The 19,085-nt window shown below is 54.5% G+C and carries 19 protein-coding genes; 5 read left to right on the top strand and 14 right to left on the bottom strand.

What is annotated here, in order from left to right; translation table 11 throughout:
- Positions 1 to 199: 199 nt before the first annotated feature.
- The 11 genes from P9M14_17245 to P9M14_17195 are packed head-to-tail and all read right to left on the bottom strand — an operon-like array spanning position 200 to position 11,698.
- The gene (locus tag P9M14_17245) at positions 200 to 1,297 is read right to left on the bottom strand and encodes a glycosyltransferase (protein ID MDP8257494.1); all 1,098 of its coding nucleotides are present in this window, start codon (positions 1,295 to 1,297) and stop codon (positions 200 to 202) included.
- Positions 1,294 to 2,355, bottom strand: coding sequence for a glycosyltransferase (locus P9M14_17240; GenBank protein MDP8257493.1), 1,062 nt, complete (start codon positions 2,353 to 2,355; stop codon positions 1,294 to 1,296). Before P9M14_17240 ends, P9M14_17245 begins: the two co-directional genes overlap by 4 nt.
- On the bottom strand, positions 2,352 to 3,119 hold the full coding sequence (locus tag P9M14_17235) for a class I SAM-dependent methyltransferase (GenBank protein ID MDP8257492.1): 768 nt from the start codon (positions 3,117 to 3,119) through the stop codon (positions 2,352 to 2,354). The genes P9M14_17240 and P9M14_17235 overlap by 4 nt, the downstream gene beginning before the upstream one ends.
- Positions 3,116 to 4,045 carry a hypothetical protein gene (locus P9M14_17230; protein ID MDP8257491.1) on the bottom strand — a complete coding sequence of 310 codons (930 nt, stop codon included), beginning with the start codon at positions 4,043 to 4,045 and terminating at the stop codon, positions 3,116 to 3,118. Before P9M14_17230 ends, P9M14_17235 begins: the two co-directional genes overlap by 4 nt.
- A 15-nt stretch (positions 4,046 to 4,060) precedes the next feature.
- Entirely contained in the window at positions 4,061 to 4,699 is a 639-nt protein-coding gene (locus P9M14_17225) for a hypothetical protein (protein MDP8257490.1), read from the bottom strand.
- A gap of 16 nt (positions 4,700 to 4,715) precedes the next feature.
- The gene (locus P9M14_17220; GenBank protein MDP8257489.1) at positions 4,716 to 6,032 is read right to left on the bottom strand and encodes an ABC transporter ATP-binding protein; all 1,317 of its coding nucleotides are present in this window, start codon (positions 6,030 to 6,032) and stop codon (positions 4,716 to 4,718) included.
- 2 nt (positions 6,033 to 6,034) lie between these two features.
- A complete protein-coding gene (locus P9M14_17215) occupies positions 6,035 to 6,862 on the bottom strand; it encodes an ABC transporter permease (protein ID MDP8257488.1) in 828 nt (275 codons plus the stop codon).
- A 5-nt stretch (positions 6,863 to 6,867) separates the two neighbouring features.
- A complete protein-coding gene (locus P9M14_17210; protein MDP8257487.1) occupies positions 6,868 to 8,733 on the bottom strand; it encodes an asparagine synthase-related protein in 1,866 nt (621 codons plus the stop codon).
- Positions 8,721 to 9,908 (bottom strand): glycosyltransferase, encoded by a 1,188-nt coding sequence (locus P9M14_17205; protein MDP8257486.1) that lies wholly within the window; start codon positions 9,906 to 9,908, stop codon positions 8,721 to 8,723. The genes P9M14_17210 and P9M14_17205 overlap by 13 nt, the downstream gene beginning before the upstream one ends.
- Entirely contained in the window at positions 9,905 to 11,077 is a 1,173-nt protein-coding gene (locus P9M14_17200) for an SGNH/GDSL hydrolase family protein (GenBank protein MDP8257485.1), read from the bottom strand. Before P9M14_17200 ends, P9M14_17205 begins: the two co-directional genes overlap by 4 nt.
- Positions 11,078 to 11,089: 12 nt before the next feature.
- Positions 11,090 to 11,698 (bottom strand): winged helix-turn-helix transcriptional regulator, encoded by a 609-nt coding sequence (locus P9M14_17195; GenBank protein MDP8257484.1) that lies wholly within the window; start codon positions 11,696 to 11,698, stop codon positions 11,090 to 11,092.
- 136 nt (positions 11,699 to 11,834) lie between these two features.
- Between P9M14_17195 and P9M14_17190 the strand changes: the two genes are divergently transcribed.
- From P9M14_17190 to P9M14_17175, 4 genes are all read left to right on the top strand, one after another.
- Positions 11,835 to 13,523: a sialidase family protein gene (locus P9M14_17190; protein MDP8257483.1), complete on the top strand. Its 1,689-nt coding sequence runs from the start codon at positions 11,835 to 11,837 to the stop codon at positions 13,521 to 13,523.
- A 65-nt stretch (positions 13,524 to 13,588) separates the two neighbouring features.
- Positions 13,589 to 13,861 carry a hypothetical protein gene (locus P9M14_17185; protein MDP8257482.1) on the top strand — a complete coding sequence of 91 codons (273 nt, stop codon included), beginning with the start codon at positions 13,589 to 13,591 and terminating at the stop codon, positions 13,859 to 13,861.
- Positions 13,810 to 14,493, top strand: a complete 684-nt coding sequence (locus P9M14_17180) for a hypothetical protein (GenBank protein ID MDP8257481.1) — start codon at positions 13,810 to 13,812, stop codon at positions 14,491 to 14,493. The genes P9M14_17185 and P9M14_17180 overlap by 52 nt, the downstream gene beginning before the upstream one ends.
- A gap of 31 nt (positions 14,494 to 14,524) precedes the next feature.
- Positions 14,525 to 16,153, top strand: coding sequence for a hypothetical protein (locus P9M14_17175; GenBank protein MDP8257480.1), 1,629 nt, complete (start codon positions 14,525 to 14,527; stop codon positions 16,151 to 16,153).
- A gap of 9 nt (positions 16,154 to 16,162) precedes the next feature.
- On the opposite strand, the gene P9M14_17170 is transcribed toward P9M14_17175, so the two are convergent.
- Positions 16,163 to 16,651: a hypothetical protein gene (locus tag P9M14_17170; protein MDP8257479.1), complete on the bottom strand. Its 489-nt coding sequence runs from the start codon at positions 16,649 to 16,651 to the stop codon at positions 16,163 to 16,165.
- A 194-nt stretch (positions 16,652 to 16,845) separates the two neighbouring features.
- Here P9M14_17170 and P9M14_17165 point away from each other — a divergent pair, with 194 nt between their 5' ends.
- Complete coding sequence (locus P9M14_17165) at positions 16,846 to 17,616, top strand: DUF1571 domain-containing protein (protein MDP8257478.1); 771 nt, start codon at positions 16,846 to 16,848, stop codon at positions 17,614 to 17,616.
- A 2-nt stretch (positions 17,617 to 17,618) separates the two neighbouring features.
- Here the strand turns inward: P9M14_17165 and P9M14_17160 are convergent, their stop codons facing one another.
- Together P9M14_17160 and P9M14_17155 are read right to left on the bottom strand one after the other, a co-directional pair.
- Positions 17,619 to 18,371 (bottom strand): AAA family ATPase, encoded by a 753-nt coding sequence (locus P9M14_17160; protein MDP8257477.1) that lies wholly within the window; start codon positions 18,369 to 18,371, stop codon positions 17,619 to 17,621.
- Complete coding sequence (locus P9M14_17155) at positions 18,368 to 19,084, bottom strand: hypothetical protein (GenBank protein MDP8257476.1); 717 nt, start codon at positions 19,082 to 19,084, stop codon at positions 18,368 to 18,370. Before P9M14_17155 ends, P9M14_17160 begins: the two co-directional genes overlap by 4 nt.
- Position 19,085 lies beyond the last annotated feature (1 nt).

Below are 19,085 nucleotides of genomic sequence, written 5' to 3'. Positions count from 1 at the left end.
TCTTCAGGCGCACAATGGTCAACGTTATACAGCCTGGCTGGACGGATCGGTTTTATGCAAGCCTGGTCCTGGGCCATGAGGCTCGCCTGGCTGAAATTCCGTAGGGCTCGCAGAGCCGATCCGCTGTTCGATTTCTAACCCCGGAGGATTCGTCCCGCGTGCTTTACCATGTCTCGAAGCAGCTTCCCCATTAAGCGCATCACTTAGGATACGAGTTGGGCATTCCCTCAACAAAACCATTCATGAAATTACGCCACAAGGGCAGTTGGTCGTCGAGACAGTTCATCTCCGCAGTGTTCCGCGCGCTGTCAAGGACCTGCTCTAAATTCCCCTGGTTGTAGATAATATAACCAGCCCAATGCGCCAGACCCTCGGCATCCTCCAGATCTACAATCCACCCGTTAACACAGTGCTCCACCAGCTCAACAGCTTGACCGACTCGAGTGCTGACAAGCGGTACGCCGCTGGCCATGGCTTCCAATACTGCCTTGGGCCCTCCTTCCTCCCGGGAGGCAACGATATAGATATCCAACGCGTGATAGATATCCGCCATCTCCTCGTATCGTTCCACAAATATATGCTTGTACTCTATTCCCAATCTTTTCAGCCCGTTCATGACAAAACCTCGCGAGGGACCGGTCAGCAACACACAAATATGTGGATTATTTTCTCGTAAAAGTTCGATCGCCTTCAAAAACACATCCGGTCCCTTAACCATCTTGGGCTCGTTGCCTTCACCCCAACCACAGCCATCTTTCTGAAACGATCCAATGACAATCGAACCATCGGGAATGCCCAGTCGGGCACGAATCGATTGTCTCTGCTCAGCGTTCGGCCGCCTAAACAGTCCGCTATCCACACCTATCGGGATCAGAAACACCTTGGCAGGATCAATGCCGGAACTAAGTATCAGCTCCTTCATCCTGTTATTTGTGACTTGAATCCGGTCCAGGCGTTGATGCATCCGGCACAGCCCATCAAAGGATTTGTCAAAGGCGGGCTCGCCGCAGCCTGGCATTCCATGGTAGTAAACTGTCGCCAAACGGTGGGAACTTCTTTCCCAATAATCACTGAAAAACAGTTCATAACGGTTGAAATGGAAGACCGCTTGTTTTTTTGCGTAGGGTAAATATCGTGTATCAGCGACCTGGCAGCCCAGTTTATTGCAGATACTGTTCAACGCCCTGGCCTCTTCGGATAAAACCCATAAGGCCCTGTCCTTCAACAAGAACAATCGGGAATACTGTGGCCAACGCCTGACGCTCGGCAGAGAAAATATCGCCTGCAATCTTCTCATTTAATCGCTCGCATTACATACCGTATCATTTTGGGTATATTGTATCCTATCCACCATCGATATCTAGCAAATCTTGAAGTAGAAGAAATGGTTGAATCGCCATCATTCACCATACGGATAAAGATCTTTTCGTATCTTTGTGCCGCATCTTCTGCACTATACTTATACTCAAGCACACGATCGCTTAACATCTTGTATGTATCTCTCGCTTCGATCAACCGCTTTTCAAAATCAACTAAATCGAACCCGATCCCATAATCTACGCAATATTCAGGCAGCGATCCGCTTTTCAAATACAATACGGGCAAGCCACAGGCCATGGCTTCAATGTAATGGTTGCCACCTGCTTCATGTCGCGCCGCCGATAAATAGAGATGCCGACTTTTCAGCTCCTCGGCCAACTCAGGCCCGTGCATCGGGGCCAGTCTCTTGGAGTTTTTAAATTCGAGGCCTAACGGCACGTTGCCGATCACGGTAAATTCAAATAGATTGCTGTACGGTTCAGTACCGAGCAACTGGTCTAAACGTTCGTAAATATCGAAGCCTTTTAAATAATTCGATGACCAGTGATGTGTGACGACCTTCATTTTCTGTCCAGGTTCCCAGGTGGCTTTTTCGGTGGTATTAAAGATCGATTGGTCGGCCGCGTTATGAATCACGCTATTTGGCTTGTCCTGCGACCAGCCGTGCCCGACAAATACCTGCTTTAAGAATTCGCTAACGAACACCGTATGATCGGTCAAGCGGTTGATTTTCATAATCGTGCTGTTGTTTCCCAAGTCAGATCCGCGCTGTTCGTCGCAGGTATTCACCCTATGCACCACAATTGTATTGGGAAATACCAACAGATAACGTTCTATTTCCTGAGATCTAAAAGCATTTATTCTAGCATTGTCGTTGGCGATTGCTATTAAGACTACATCCAGTCCGGGTATAAGCTTGCGGAAAAGTTCATGCCCCTGTGCGACCAGATATTTTTCCAGGGCCTTCAGGAATTGATTTCCACCGCCGTATGGCCCATCGATCCGCTTGGCGTTTATTGCGATGCGAAGCTTCACTCTTTAGCTCCAGTTTCTGATATTAGTTTCTCTGCCAATTGCTTCTCCGCATTTATTCCGAATCCAGTTGTGAACTTGGTGTAAAATGGATGCTCGGCAAGTCCGTGCCGTGCGTCGCGTCTCAGAGCCATGTGCTTTGTTCGGGCTACAATTCCCTTGATCCGTTGTTGAAGAAAAGTGGTCCGCGGACGCCCCTCTTTAATTCTCTGATGTAAGTAGGCGCGAATGAAATCCAAAAGAACGCTCCAAAAGTACCACTGTTTTTCAATTAAAATATCCGACCACCCCGACTGTTCCAGGGCTTTGAGCCAAAAAGTATCCGTATATCGGCCATAATCGTCCGGGTCGCCATGAATCGGCACTAGAAACGGCACACAGATAAGCATAAGTCCTCCAGGCTTGAGCAACCTCCAAGCCTCCCTTAGTACCGACATCGGCTCCGGCACATGCTCCAGCAGCTCCGAGCAGATCACCGCATCGAATGTATTATCCATAAACGGAACGTAGCTCGCATCCGTCTGTACATCGGGGAGCTTGTCAATGGACAGATTCGCATATACAACCCTCAAGCCGTATTTCTCAATATCGAACGCACCGCGCTTTCGTATTTTATTTCCTCCGAGGTCGAGCACCGACCCAGCAATTGGAATCAGCGATACATTACGCGACAAATATTCATCCACATAATAGCGTCGCAGGCTGTAGTCCAGTCGATTAAACATCTTTTTAGGGACAACATTCTTCGATGGCATTGTATTGTTCATTTAGGTTTTCCAGGCGATTTAGCCAAATAATCCTCGGCAAACTCGATCCACTGCTGTGGGTTCATGCCGTTCAATTTTTTGCCCTCTGATTTCACGATGCCTCTTCCCAGGTGCAGGAAAATAATGTTGTCGTCATCATCAAATGAACGATCCACGTTCAAAGATCGGAACGGCGAATCTCCGGGGATATTACTTGCCAGCTCCGGCTGCCATAACGTGTTGCGGCAGGCATAAACCTGATAGCCGGCTTCTCTAAGCGCAACAGTCACCCTGTCGCCGACATCCAATCGCGGAAGGTCCGGGAAAAAGCCGACCTTCAATTGTGTTAGCAACTGAAAATCGACAAGACATCCCAATACATGCAGTACGCCTTGCTCAACGCGGGCAGTATCCATTCTTACTCCCGCGGCCCGCACTGTATCGTTAATCTTGCCTTGTAAAAAGCCGAGCCAGCCGAAAGTCGCGGGCATTGTATCCATGTGCAACGTCATTATGTACCTGGATTCATTGTCGATCAATTTCGCGGCGATTTCCAGGGCCGCTGCATTGGCATAACTGCCGCTATGCTGCTTTGAACTCAGCTCGCGCCACGGCATCAATCGCCGATGCAACTTCAATTGACTTCTCGGCTCGGTCCGATTCAAGACCACATTTATATTGGGCCAATCGAGCAGCCACTGCGCGTTCTGAAACGGTGAGTTGTTGTCCACAACCCAAAGCTCATAAGGCACAATGGTAAAACGCTGTATACTTTCGATGCAGATCTTTAGTATCTTCCGCGACAACTCGTTGGGCTGATAACCTACCACAACGAGCCTTGGCGCTTCGGCAACGGCATGAGATTTGCGGCAAAGCTGTATAGCGTATAAACGGCGATCAATCTCCAGTTTGATAATCTCACATTTTTTTATCTTCTCAATACTCATCTTCGTTCTACTTTTTCAATCGTTCTTCCGTCCGACGATCATCAAGCTGTCGCACCAATCAATTCGATAATTTTTTGACACTATTTTAACAATGAAGCGCTCAATAGGATTGCGCGTCAGATGCCTCTTAGTATATCGATAAGGTTGCGGTTTTGAGAAGCCAACCATACTTAGCAGGCCATACAAATCGCCCAACGGCCATGCGGTAACATGCGTAGCATCCCCCCACTGCCTTACGGGGTGTTGTGCATTTGGTACCGTCCCGATAAAGTGTCCCCCTATTTTCAATTTTTTATAGACAGCTTGCATCATCGGTATCGCTTCGCTTATCGTTAAGTGCTCCAGAAGCTGATTGGCAACGATGATATCGAAAAACAGAGTTTCCGGGATGTCGCTAAAATTATCAAAATTGAATTCTCCCACCGGATCATCATCCATTGAGAAATATTGATGGTTAGTCAAACCCAACGAGGTTTTAAGCACCTTTTGATGACCCGCGCCCACGTCCAACAGAACACTGTCCGGCCCTAAATATTCACGTAATTTATCTCCAGGAGAAACTATCGGTAGGTTGAATACTCCATGAAATCTCTTAAAACACTCCGTGCGCCATTGCGTCAACTCACTGTATGAGTATTCTTTTATCGTCATCATGCACAGCTCTCCTTACTCATTTACCTTTTGAATTATTGGAACCACCGCAATCTGAAATTGCATCCCAATTTTCAACCGGAACTATATCTGACCATTCATTTTCCATTCTAATAATCCCGACTCCATCGTAAACTTTTTCCTCCTTCCCGACAGGGGCGATCGTAAAAGGAAACCCTTCAACTGCAAATACATATTTATCATGAGAATTTTTAGCGTTAATATCGATATAATAAGACCCGGGCAAAAGTGGGCCGTGCGTACGAACGGATATCAAATAAGTTTTGTTCGAATCGACGCGTATCGGCTGTTTGCCGTTGTGTGTGCTAACAAGGGTTGCGATGCGCGTTCCATCCTGTGCACGGAAAACCAAACCTATACGATAACTCCTCGAATCATTCTGAATCCTGAAAAATATTCTGATCTCTATTTCCTCGTCCATCAATACCAGATTTGTAATCACGCCTTGGCTGTTCCGTATCTCAACTCTATCGATATCGAACTCCTGTGTCATACGGGTCTTTCGATACTGAGAAATATCCATAGCATCTTGATCCGGTCCGACAACCTGTTCGAGGTATGAGTGTATTACCAAGTCGACCTCGCCCGTCTTGGATATACTTCCATTTTCTATAATCATCCCTCGTTGGCAAAGTCGCCTGACCGTTTGTAGATTGTGGCTGACAAATACAACCGTGCTACCTGTTGCAGCAATATTCCCCATCTTTCCCAGACATTTTCTCTGAAACGCCTCATCGCCCACGGCCAGCACTTCGTCGACCAGCAGGATCTCGGGCTGCAAATGCGCGGCCACGGCGAACCCGAGGCGGATCTTCATCCCGCTGGAGTAGCGTTTGACCGGCGTGTCGATAAAGCGGTCGATCTCGGAGAACTCGACGATCTCGTCGTATTTGGCCGCGATCTCGTCGCGGGACATGCCCAGGATCGAGCCGTTGAGATAGATGTTCTCGCGTCCGGTGAGCTCCATGTGAAAGCCCGTGCCGACCTCGAGCAGCGAGCCCACGCGGCCGTGGATCTCGGCCCGGCCCTCGGTGGGAGTGGTGATCCGCGAGAGAATTTTTAAAAGCGTGCTCTTGCCCGCGCCGTTGCGGCCGATAATCCCCAGCACCTCGCCGCGTTTGACCTCGAACGAGATGTCCTTAAGCGCCCAGAGAATCTGGTCGTCGGGCGGTTTTTCCTGCGCCTGCCGATGCAGCACTCGGCTGCGCACAAAATCGCCGATGTTCTCGCTGAGCAGATCGTAGGCTTTGCGCATCGTGCCCAAACGGTAGCGCTTGCCCAGCCCCTCGACCCTGATTGCGATGTCGTCATTCATTGTCACACCACGTCCGCGAAGCTGCTTTCCATGCGACGGAAATAGTACGATCCGCTCACCAGCAGGAACGCGACGATCAGCAGCGACGCAGCGGCCCCTCCCAGCGGCGGGAACGGATAGTCGGTAACCGCCCAGCGGAATCCGTCGATGATAAAGGTCATCGGGTTGAGCCAAAACAGGAAGCGCCACTTCTCGCCCAGCACGCTCAGCGGATAGACGATCGGCGTGAGAAAGAACCAGATCTGGATCACGAACGGCACGATTTGGCCGATGTCGCGGTAGCGCACGTTGATCGCCGAAAGCCATAGCCCGCAGCCGACCGCGGTCAGCATCGCCAGCAGGCAGAACGGCAGCATCCAGAGGAATCCCCAGTTCGGGTAATAGCCGTAGAGCGCCAGCAGTCCAAGCATAAAGATCACGCTGACCACCAGGTCGACCAGCGCGGCCAGCGAACCGCTGATCGGCAATATCGCCCGCGGCGTGTAGATCTTGGTCAGCAGCGGTGAGTTGGCCACCAGGCTCAGGGTCGAGGTGCCCAATGCCCGCGAGAAATAGGTCCAGATCACCAGTCCGATGAAGGCGAAGATCGAGTACGGGATCTGCTCGCCCTCCATCTTGATCATCCTGCCGAAAATCAACGTGAACACGACCATCGTCACGAACGGCTGGAGAATCGCCCAGGCGATACCGAGAAACGACTGCTTGTAGCGCACCTTGATGTCGCGCCAGGCCAGGAAGTACAGCAGCTCGCGGTATTGCCACAGCTCGCGCAGATCGATCGCTTCCCAACCTTTGGGTGGCTCGATTACGGTTATCGAACGATTGCTCATTGCTCTCAATTCTCGCTCCCGTCGAAGACCCTGCGGCACATCAGCTCGAACGAAATCGCCATCCCCAATCGGTAGACCCTGATTCGCTGTTGTTGATAGGGCTGGTTTTGCATCACCTCGGGCAAGCCATCGAGCATTTCGATCAGATAGTCGGCGTTGAGGATTCCTCGATGCCGTAGCCGCTCGCTGCCGAAAATCCGCCTCATCCAGTCCGTGCAGTCGGCAAAAGCCCACTGCGGGTAGTTGCGTCCCGGCTCGGTCGGCAATCGCAGGGCCGGGATCGTGTCGCCAAGCAGGCGATCGGCGGAAAGTCGGAGGCGATTGCGCAGTCGGTCCCAGGCGTTGCCCTCGCCCAGCGATGATCCGCTCCCCTGCCAGGGCACCTTGGCCAGGTTTGGGAATTTTTGTGAAATCATGCCGATCTGCAAACGCCTACCAGCCCTGATCTCGAACGGCAACGAGCATACATAGTCGATCAGATTGTAATCCATAAATGGACAACGCAGCTCGTAGAAATCTCTCTCAGCCGCCATCAGGTAGCTGAAGAACTTGCGGAAGCGGCTGTTGAGCGTAAGGCCGTCCACCATCAGCTCACTGGGCAATGCAATGAAGCGATCGAGCTCGCGCCCGAATGATCGTCCGTAGAGACCGTCAAGTTGAGCGTACGCCTCGGGCGTGAAAAGGCGTTGATAGTCGGCCTGCGAAAATCCTTTGCACAGCCGCAGGCGGAACAGCGCATCGAGCTTCTCGCGCTTTTGTTGTGGATCGTTTTCCGCGTAAAGCCCCTGATCGCTGGTGTCCAATCCGAGGAACGCGCCGCCGCCATGACCGCTGAGGTGGACGTCGATCAATTCTGATGCCGCTGGGTATACGCTAATTCCGTGCGAATGGAACGGCTGGACGATTCCCTCTGTCGCAGCGATGAATCCTTGGGCATGCTCGACGATCCAGCGTCCGTTCTCCAACGGAAACCGGTGGTGCCTGCCGCCGGTCAGCGCAGCCAGTTCCGCGCCCCATACCATGTCGCGGCAGCCGGGAATGCCGTAGGTGAATGAGTCGAACTCTCGCCCGCTACGCTGCAGGCAACCGGCGATCAGTCGGCTGTCCAGACCGCTGGTGATGTACAGGCCGTGTCGTAGTCCATCGGAGCAACATCCGTCCACCGCCGTTTGCAACAGCTCGTCGGCTCTGTCCACCGCCGCATCGAAGCTCTCATCCCTGCGGATCTCGATCTGCTCGATGCTCCAGTATCGACCGACCTGTATCGCATTGTCCGATACCCTCACCGTTGAACCGGCCGGCACCAGCTGCACGCCACGAAGAAAGCTGCGGTCGGCAAGCAGCATCTCGTAGGCGAAATAATCGGCTACCGACTGCCAATCCAACTCTTTTCCAAACTGCGGATCGATGGCGACCAGCGCGGCCATGGTCGAGGCAAAACAGACCGATTGATCGTTGCTCGCGTAATACAGCGGCCTGATACCGAATCGATCGGACTGCAACAGCAGCGCTGATCGGTCCGGGTCGTAGATCGCCGTCGAGAATTCGCCCTGAACGAGCTTGACCCAATCTTCGCCGTGCTCGCGGTAGAGTGTAGCGACCAACGTCGCCGGATTTTTATCAGGATGTATCGCCGCGCATCTCCTGAGTTCGCCGTCCACCGCGACCAGCAGCCCCTCATCGCCATGCAGCAGGCTTGCGCCGGGAACTGCTCTGTTGCGGAATATTGCTGCAACGCCAAAAGAGTCGACTGCCTGGGAATCGATGCTCTGATCGTCCGTGCGTCGTATCCTGCGCGAGCCCGAGTTCAGCCGCTGCTCAATCTGGGCCGCGTTCAGCGAGCTGTCGAACAGTCCGGCTATGCCCGGCATAGGGCTTCCCAACGCGGCAATGCCCGATCAAGTATGCGCGCTGCCCTTTGCTGCCAGCCGTATTGCGTACTCGATCGGCAGCCGCAATCGGCCAGGCGCTGAGCCAACCCAGAGTCGTTGCGCAGCAGTTCGATCGCGTCGACCAGGGAGTCTACGGAGTCCGATTCCACAAGCAGCGCGTTTTGCCGATCATGCAGTACCTTGGTCAATACCGGTAGGTCGGTGGCGATTATCGGCCTGCCCGCGGCGAGGTACTCGAACAGTTTGATCGGCGAACAACGCTCGGCATGATGCGTGCCCGCGCTGTATTGCATCAGCAGGGCATCTGCGGCGAACTGGTAGATCGGTATTCGGCCGTTGTCGACGAAACCACTAAAACGAACATTCGTCACGCCTTGCCGCTGTGATAAATTTCGATAGTGACGCACGTCTTCGTCCCAGCCCCCGACGATCAGGAACCGGACATGCGCAAGACGTTTTGCCACCTCGATGATCAGTTCGATACCGCGGTCCCTGTAGAGGTGACCGGTGTAGACGCAGAGGAAGTCATCGGCATCCAGGCCGAGCTCGGATCGTGCCTCGGACTTCGAGAGCGGCTTTCGATACAGCTCGAGGTCCGCAGCGTCGGGCTCGACGATCAGACGGTCTTCGGCAATGCCCGCCTCGATGAATCCCTGTTTGAGCACATCGACCACTACAACAATCGCCAACAGCTGCGGCTGACAAAACAGCTCACGGTATTTGTGCAGGTGGGCGATCTGCTCCCAATGGATGTGGGTCTCCAAAATCGTGGGCAGGCCGAGACGAACGGCGACGATTGCGGTCTCGGGCTTGCGTGTAAACACCAGGTCCGCGCCGGCGGATCGGGCATAACGCGCCGCCAGATTGTAAAACCATTTCGGCGGCCGATATTCACGGTTAAATGTATAGGTTCGCTGGAAGGGCAACAACGGCAGATAGCGCACGTCAAGCGGACCGGAAAGGCCGTACATCTGCTGCAGGTCAGGCGGCTCTTGAAATATTCTCGCCGGCATCCCGCACAGAGCTACGCAGCTGAGGTTTGGCAGCAGCTTTGAGTACGCGGCTGACATCTTGGCGACCTGGATCGTGTTGGCGGCGATCGACGGGAAGTTGCCCGCGGTGAGATACATCGGACGTTGCGGCAAACGGCTCATGGCAACATCCCGCTTGCGGACAGGGCCTCCAGCGTGGCCTCGGCGGTCGCGCGATGGCCTTCTGCGTTGAAGTGGCCATCGTACAAATCAGAACCGTTTTCGATCAGCCGACGGAATATCGGTGTCAGGTCGAGGTAATCGATCTGGTGTTGCTCAAGGATCCGGATGAAGCGCGCGTTGGGTAATTCGCGATCAAAGAGCGCCTGGTCGAGGTGAAACGATTCGACCGCCTCGCGCCATGCGTCGTGGTTCACCTGTAGTTCTTGGGGTACGAGGATAAAAAACAAGCCGCAGTCCATTGCTTGCGCAGTCCGTTGGATCTGTCCGATGAGCGAGTCGGTTCGCTCCCAGGCCAGCTCGATCGGCTGCGGGACATCGCGGTTCATCAGTTGCAAAATGTGGGGCGAAACGTTGATCGAGTCCAAGGCCGTGGGTTTGGGTTGATGTCCGCGGCCGGGATGTTTGACCTCGATCGGTATGCCGTTAATCTTCCACCAGATAATCTTCAGCCGCCTGCCGTAGAATCGCGTAGCGTAGGAATGCACGTACAGGAAGTCGGCCAGACGCTTTGTCGCAGGTTCGACCCGTTCCTGGTTCGGCTGTTCCGACTGTCCTTGATAGCTGTTGTGCCACTTGCCCTCTGAGTCAACCCGGCGAATGATCAGCTCTCCGTTCTCGCCCACATCATTGCCAAGGTAGGCCTGGATAATCACCAGATCAGGCGAATACTCACTACCGAAACGCTCGATCAGCGCCTGTTGCTGCCGTTGGCAATATCCGCTTACTCCAAAGTGAAAAACCTCTAGCTCGCCAGGTTGACAGCGCTGTTCCAGGCGTTGTTCGATTAGATGATAGAAGCTGTTTTCACGACCGATGCCGCCGTGAGCCTTTGTAAACGAATCGCCCATTGCAAAGACGCGAATTGCGTTCTCCGACTTTTGCAAAACCAGCGGTCTGGTGCTTTCGTGCCAAAAATACTGTTCCTGCACCGGCCGCCAACCCAGCACTTCGTCATCGACGTAGTTCCCCTTTGATCCGAAAAGGGAGATCTTGAATCCCTGCGGGTCTTGGGCGCGCAAGACGATCTCGGATATTAAACCGACCAGCGCCAATACAGCGACGATGCTCAGCAATGAGAAAAGATAATCCTTGGCTCGCTTGCTGATCATCTTCCACCACGCTCATGCGCCGTCATGATAAGCCCATTGTCCATTGATCAGCATGATCCGCGACTTATCGGCGCCCAATGATTGCAGCCTGTCGATCAACTTTTCGTCGGGATTAAGCTGCGCGAGCAGCACAGCTTGGTAGCGCCCCTCGTCAAGCCGCTCCAGGGGTTTGACCTGCTTGCGCGCTACCCGCTTAATCTGGGTGCCTTGCGAGTAGATCCCATCAAGCCTTAGTTTGGTGTCGAGCATGCACAGCAGGGCTATTTCGAGTATCTCGCCCTCTCCCACCAGCGCTACGCTCTGAACGCCGCTGCGTTCGATCTCGAGCAATGCGCGGGATATTTTGAACTTCAGGTCGGAGTAGAAATCGACTGAATCGCGCATATAGAGCATGGTCAGCCGCGCTTTTTCAGAGATCCCCTTTGGCGTGAGGTTGTACAGAATCCGGTTGCGCGGCATGGTCAATACCATCACGTGGCCCTTGTTGACCAGACGCTTGAGATAGGCATTTGTCATGCCCAGCGCCATGCCGACCTTGTGTGAAATATTGCGCTGGGACTGCGAGCCGTCGAGCTCGATCTGCTCCATGATCGCCAGCGTATTGCGATAATCCTTTTCCACCGCTCCTCCAGCTTTGGATGCTAGCACCGCATTCCATTGAGGGTCAAGCCTTATCGTTCACATTTTGAACGCATGACTACGTCCCTCATCTTCTGTTAGCATTGATCGCGAACTCTAATATATCGGATTTGTGAAGTTGCGATTGCTTCCTCTGCTTCTGCTGCTGATCACACTGCTCGCATTGCCGTGCTGCGTTGATCAAGCCGATGATCCTGTTGATGACGATCAGCACGATCCGCCAGAGGGTGAAGACGACGCTGGGCAAAGCGACGACGAGCCATTTGAAATCGTCTTTGTTGATAACGGCGTACCACTTGCCGTCCGAATCAATGGAGAGCCCTGGCTAAAGGGTTCGGGTTATCTAGAGGGCAGCGGACGCTACAATTTTCTTCACGGCGATCATGGATTGAATCAGGGTGATTTTACGATCAGCGTCACCCTCAGCGGAACGAATCTCCAACGCTCCTCTGCGTCGATTGTAATCAACGGCAACAGTCGCTTTATTCTCTCGGACTTGCTGGACAGGGCCGTGCTGCAAGGTCCGATGTTTAATGCCGACCGGGTTGAGCTTCCGCCCCTTAATCTTGATTGGAACCAGGCGATAACCGTAGAGCTGGTTCGTTCAGATATTGAACTACTCATCCGCGTTCAACAGCAGACGGTTTATTTAATGAACTTTCCCGGCGAACTGGGCACGATCGGTCTCTGTCCTTCAAAAGCCACACTAAGAGTTCACGATTTCCGAGCTTACGGATACCTCTACCCGCTTAGTGCTGAGCCTTACCAGACCGACATCTTTATCGCCGGGGACGACGGATACGGTACGTTCCGCATTCCCGCCATCACGCGCACGCTTGATGGAACGCTGCTGGCATTTTGCGAAGGACGTGTGGACAATCTCGGGGACAGCGGAAATATCGATCTGGTGCTCAAACGCAGCGTAGATCAGGGTATTTCCTGGAGTGCGTTGATCGTGGTCTGCGATTTCGGCGCCGACACCTGCGGCAATCCCGCACCGATCGTCGATCGCGACACCGGCCGGATCTGGTTGCCGTTCACCACCAACGACGGCCAGATCAACGAGGGGCAAATCAACCGCGGCATCGGCAGCCGCGAGGTCTGGATCACACACAGTGACGACGACGGTCTAAGTTGGGCCGCTCCATCGTTGATCAGCGCTCAGGTCAAGCTGCCCGACTGGCGCTGGTACGCCACGGGACCATGCCATGGCGTTCAGCTTGAGAACGGTACATTGGTCGTGCCTTGCGATCATACGACCGGGACCGGAGCGGACCGGACCTTCTCTCACGTAATCCTCAGCGATGATCATGGAGCCTCATGGCGCATCGGCGGCACTGTACCCGGCGGGCGCACCAACGAGTCGACCGTGGTGCAGCTCGATGACGGATCACTACTGCTGAACATGCGCAGTCGGCGCGGCCTCAATCGCCGAGCCGCAGCGATCAGCACGGATAACGGATTGAGCTGGGGCGAGCCGTATGATAATTACTGGTTGGTCGAGCCGATTTGCCAGGGATCGATCCTCGACCTTGATCGTCCCGCAACGGGCCGGCTGCTGTTGTTTTCCAATCCAGCATCAACGGAACGCGAGGCAATGACCGTTCGATTGAGTCTTGACCAGGGAGCTGCCTGGCCGATCGCCAAATGGCTGCACCTGGGTCCGTCCGCTTACTCGGATCTTGTCGGCCTGAACAACGGTGATTTCGGACTGCTCTACGAACGCGGAGAAGATCTACCGTACGATAAAATCAGCTTCGCCGGCCTGAGTCTTGATTGGCTCACAGACTCGCGCTTCGACTTTTGACCATCCTTTCACCGTCGTGCTAGCTTGAAACTTGATCCAGGTAAAAGACGAAACCGGAGGTGGGAATGCAGCGCAGCAGCCTGACCGTAGCGGCACTGGTTGCGGCGATCCTATCGCTGCTCGTGATTCTCTCCTGCGGCGCGGGGGACGGCTGTTCGGCAGAAGACGGGAATCTCAAGGTACGGGTCACGCTGCCCCTGCTGCCGATCGATTTGCCGATCTTCCCCACCGACGTAACCCTGGAGGGGCTCGAGGACTGGGTCGGCGACGAACTGGACGACCTGGGGTGGGTTGGCTGTTCGGCATCGACGAGGTCGAGGATTTTTTCGACGATGTAGAGCAAAGGCTGCGGGCCGCCTCGCTTGAGATCCTGCAACCCGGTGTGCTTTCCGTGGCGGTCGACAACCGCGTCACCGACGTGCTGCGCGACTACATTGAGGTCACTCGCGTGGGCGTGAACTTCGCCTTCACCAATCAAACCGACGTTTGGGTCTCGGTGCCCGTGGAGTTCAAGCTCTACCTGGGCGACGGCGAGTTGGCCGAGGCCTGGGACGAATCAGTGAGCATTCCATTTGCCGACGAACGCGTTGATGACGGTCAGTTCATCGTGGCCCCCGGCGAAAGCATCGAGCTCTCCATTGACAACGTGCCGCACCTGGTCGACGCACTCAATAATTCGTCGACCATCGGCATCGGCTACAAGGGCCTGTACCGGATGGCCGACTTCTCCAACGGCGCCAATCTTAAAGAAATCGTCAATGAGTTCGGACTGTGCCTGGTGCAGGGCCTGATCGCCAACGACACCAGCAACTGCCCTGGCATTGAAGAGATGATCAACTGGCACCTGAGGCTCGAACGCTTCGACCTGGTAATCGAGGCGCAGTCTGATTTCGATGTTCCCGATCTGCCCGGATGCGACGAGTTCGCCGACGAATACGGCCTGGATCTGCTCGGCGACGCCTGCCCCTGACGCTGTTTATTTTTTGTAGGATCATCATCATATGAATCAGCACAAAATAATTGCAGCTATCCGCGCGTTATGGGGAATTGTTGTATATCCGCTACGCGCCGTTTTGCCACTGTTCGTGCTTTACTTGTTTTTGCTGAGCAGCTTTCAATCAAGGATCAACATGGAGGCCGACCCGCTCGCATCGCTTTCTCTTATATGCGAACTTGACCTATTGCGAGTTCTATTCTACGCGCTGTTGCCTGTGGGGTTGTTGTTCATGCTGGCGGGCGCCCGGCGCAACAATGGTCCGCTCTGGTCAGGCAAGGCAGCGTTGCTTTCGCTGGCCGGAGGTCTGCTGACACTGTATCTGCCCCAACGCGGACTGGATTTCACAAGACCGGGCTTAGATTTACCACCCGGCTATCAGGCCGCATCGATCATTCTGGGATTGAACGCGGCCCTATTCCTATATTTCCACGTCGCCGGCTGTTGGGACGAACGGGTGCGACGCGCGATACGCCGCATGGTAGTAGTCGCCGACCTGTTCGCGCCGCTGCTGGTCTGGGCTGCCTATCGGGCCCAGCGTGGCCGCTGGGTAGGCCCGCTTCGTCTATTGCCAAGCCTGTTCGTGTGCGGACTTTTAGTCGCGCCCTGGCTGGTCGACCCTGCGCCGCTGAAGCACAATCCACGGCTCGACCCACAACTGATCAAACTCGCCGCGCTCTCCCCCTACCAGGTTATGGTCGCACCGCAGAGGGATAAGCTGATTATATGTGCGGACGATCAGCGGTTATACCTGGTCGATGCTTACGGTCGCGGGCTGCTTGCAGAACGTAAAGCCCCCACACCTTTTATCCAAGCCGTGGCTTATGAAAAATCGACTGACGAGCTGGTGTTTGCCGATCCCTACGAGGGTCATCTGTTGCGCCTGGATTGGCGTACGCTTAAGACCACATTAGATACTTCCATTGCCGACCACCCGCTGAATATGGAGGGAAACTTCCCTTGGCGCACCTTGTTACTTGGGGAAAACCGTGTGTTCAGCTATTGCGCGGAGTGGATGGGACTGATGGACCAGGGTGGACGGCAGTTCCGTTTCGCGGCCATACTGACCCAAGCCGACGCGCTGTTTGACGAAACGGCAGCCGAAATTTACTTGACGGGCTGGTACCCCGGACGGCTTGTCAGTCTGAGCTCGGATGATCTCTCCGAGAAATTCAGCCTTCCTTTGCCCGGTATGCCTGAACGCCTGGCACTGGATAGAGTTGGTCGCCGACTTTTCGTAACCATGCCGCTAAACGGTCAGGTGGCGGTTATCGACCCGGATCACCGCGTTGAACTCGAGCGCATTACCGCCTTCCCCGGTGTGCGAGTCGCGGCGATCGATCAGCCCCGCAATTTATTGCTGCTGGCTGGATTCTCCCCGGTGCTGGAGATACGCGACCTGCAGGACTTCAGCTTGATCGCACGCATGACCGCACCGTCGTGGATGCGTTGGATCGAACTGGACGAGGAACGTGGCCGCGCCTATCTGAGCTCGTGCCTCGCCGGCGTTTATGCCCTTGATCTGGATTCAGCGGCCAACCCAGGTTGGCGCGATCAACTAAAACGTTATGATCCGTTCTACGCATTGGCTTCGTTAACAGCGCGTTTGCTGCTAAACCGGCTGGGGTTGCTCTGACTAAATCTTTCAGCGCATTTTGGTTCCGCCTAAGTAATCCGTGGCCGAATATTCCGCGTGACAACCGATGCACATTGGGATCTTGCCCGACATCGGCATGCCGTCTTTTTTCATCAGATCGCCGGCGGGAGTGCGCATCTCGTACATCCAGTCGCCGTTCTGCGGATCATAGCCCGCAGGTTTTTTGATCATCACGGCGATACCGTCCACTCCGGACTTGCCGTCGTTGTCAAAGGGTTTGATCGACACACTTCCCTCGGGTGCGGTAAACGAAGCCATGCCAAGCATATTTTTAAGATTGGTCGAATAGTAGATCTGGACCGATCCGTGTGGGCTCTTGCCCATCTGCATTGAGTCCATCATCGTGAAGAAGTTGCTGTTTTCAGCATAATCTGCGACGAACATGCCCGGTCCGTTCATCATCGCTCCGGCGATAGCCGCCATCACGCCGACCAGCAGCAGCACCATTGGATACACAAGCCACGCGCTACGTTTCATCATGTTCTCCCATTTAAATGTGATTGCGTCATCAATATTCGATCACCCAGTGCAAAAATGTAATGCGGCCAACACAACGCCATTAGATTTAATTTTGATCCCCGATGCGATATCTTGCAGATAGGTTTTGATTATTGATTCGTTGCCGGGGCAGCGTCGGATTCGATGCAATCCGTGTATTACAGGGGGAGACCATGACCAAATCCAAGATGGTTGCAACCAGTGCGACCCTGCTGGTCCTATTCATCGCGCTCGTTTTCATTGTCCAGGAGGCGTTGCCGCAGGACCAAAGCCTGGTCAACAAGCTCAGCCAAACCTATGGGAACGGCCAGGCCTATTTTCGCGGTATTAAAACCTACCGCGCCCAGATCCTGCTCACCGAGTACAACGATGGAAAATGCAAAGGCACCGAGCGCGTGCTGTGCATCTACAATCAACAGCCGCTACGCCTGTACTTCAAATGGATGCACGGCGGGCCCTACGAGGGACTTCAGGCGAGCTACGATATCAACCGCGACGGACCGGAGCATTTCCTCGCACTGGAAACCGGCATACGCGGACTGATCGGAGTTCAAAGCTGGCACCTGGACAGCCGCATCATCTATGGGCTGTACCCGCACAACTTCCGCATCAACGAATATTGCCTGGGGTTTTTACTGAACCACGTGATCTCGATCCACAACAATGCGATCGCTAAAAACACGATCCAAGTCCAGGACAAGGGCTACTCCACCAGCCTGATTCCCGGTCTCAAACTCAGGGTCTACGACATCAAGCTCTCGGACGATCCGTCGGGCGGAGTGCTTTACTCGCGATCGGTGGTCGGCATTGACGAACGGACCGACATGCCGCGTTTCGTCGAATCGTACGACTTCAACGGCAAGCTGCAACTGAGCTACAAGATCATCGCCTTCGAGCCCAACGCCACGCTCGACCCTTCGATCTTTGAGCTTAAAAAAGAATAGAATCAGGTCAAGCGCATTAAGGCCAGCAGCTCATCCACCGCTGCTGTGGCCGGGCAATCGGGCATCTGCAAAAACGAGCGCGCCTCGGCGTCGTACTCGCGCACGGTTCCGTCCTCGGGAATCCCCAGCGCAAACTTGAGATTGGTCGATGCGACTGATTGCGAATATTCATCTGTCTCGCGCACACGGTTGATTAGCAGCAACGATTCAATGTCAGCTGCGTACTTGCGGGCCACCTCATCGATGGTCATGGTTACGCGCAACGATTTCTGCGACGTGTCGCCCACCAGCAGCAATTTATCGACTCCGCGCAGCACCTCGCGGTTGACCTGCTCCACTCCGGCCTCAGCGTCGATCAGCACCAGATCGAACTGCCCGGCCAGCAGTTCGATCGCCTCACGTAAAAGTGAGTTTACCGAACAGTAGCAACCGCGCTGTTCCGGTCGTCCGATAGAGAGCAGCGCCAGGTTGCCGCGTTCGACCAATGCATCGAGCAGCAAGTAGTCCAGCGATTGCGCAAGATCGCGCTTGTCGGTCCGGCCCTGCCTGACCTCGCCGATGGTGTTGTTACGCAGATACTCCACCGTGCGCTCCGGCTCCATTCCCAAGGCAATGGCAAGGCCGCTGGACGGATCAGCGTCGACCAGCAACGTACGCGGTTTGCCGGAAAGAAACAGGCTGCGGGAGATCATCGCGGAGACTGTGGTTTTACCCACTCCGCCCTTGCCGCAGACCGCAATAATCATCTTGCTCATCGATCCGCTCCCGTCCTCAGCTCTCGTCTGATCCGCTTGAGCTCCGCGACCCCTTCGCAGATCTCGCGATAGTCGCAGCTATCGCATTGAAGCAGCGGCTCCTCGTGCATTTTAATCAACGCACCGACGATGTTTCCCAGCATGTCGGCCAATGGCCTGAGTTTCTCGATTGTCTCCTTGCCCGCGGTTATCAACAGCGTTTCCGCGGCATCGACAAATTCCAACTCGCTTAACGAGCGCAACAGTTCAGCGCCGATAATCGGCAGCGTCATTCCGCGCTTCAAAGCGTCGTGACTGATCCTGCACCACGCGGTCTGTCGGCTGGCCACGCTGCGCACCATCAACCCATCCAGCCGCGTATTGTAGACAGCGTCACGCAGATCGCGATAACGCTCGTACGGCTCGTCAAATCGTCCGGCCACTATCAATACCTGACAAAATGCACTCGAGCGTTCCAACTGATCGACGTCCGGACCGATCAGGGTCACGCGACCGTTGTCCACGGCCGCAGGGTCTTCAGACCACAGCAGCAGCATCAGCGATCCAAGGCTGGGATTACCCAGCTCCAGTGCTGTGTCTTCCTCGAGCACCAGACTCGAGCCGCGGGGCCACGTCGGACACTGCTCTTGATTAAAAGTTTGAATCTGGGATGCCGCTTCGATATCGCGGACCAGGCTGCGTAGCGTTGTCAGCTGTTCATCGAACAGACCCATC

The sequence above is a fragment of the Candidatus Alcyoniella australis genome (assembly GCA_030765605.1).
GTDB classification, from domain to species: domain Bacteria; phylum Lernaellota; class Lernaellaia; order JAVCCG01; family Alcyoniellaceae; genus Alcyoniella; species Alcyoniella australis.
This window is presented reverse-complemented; position numbering and strand designations above follow the sequence as displayed.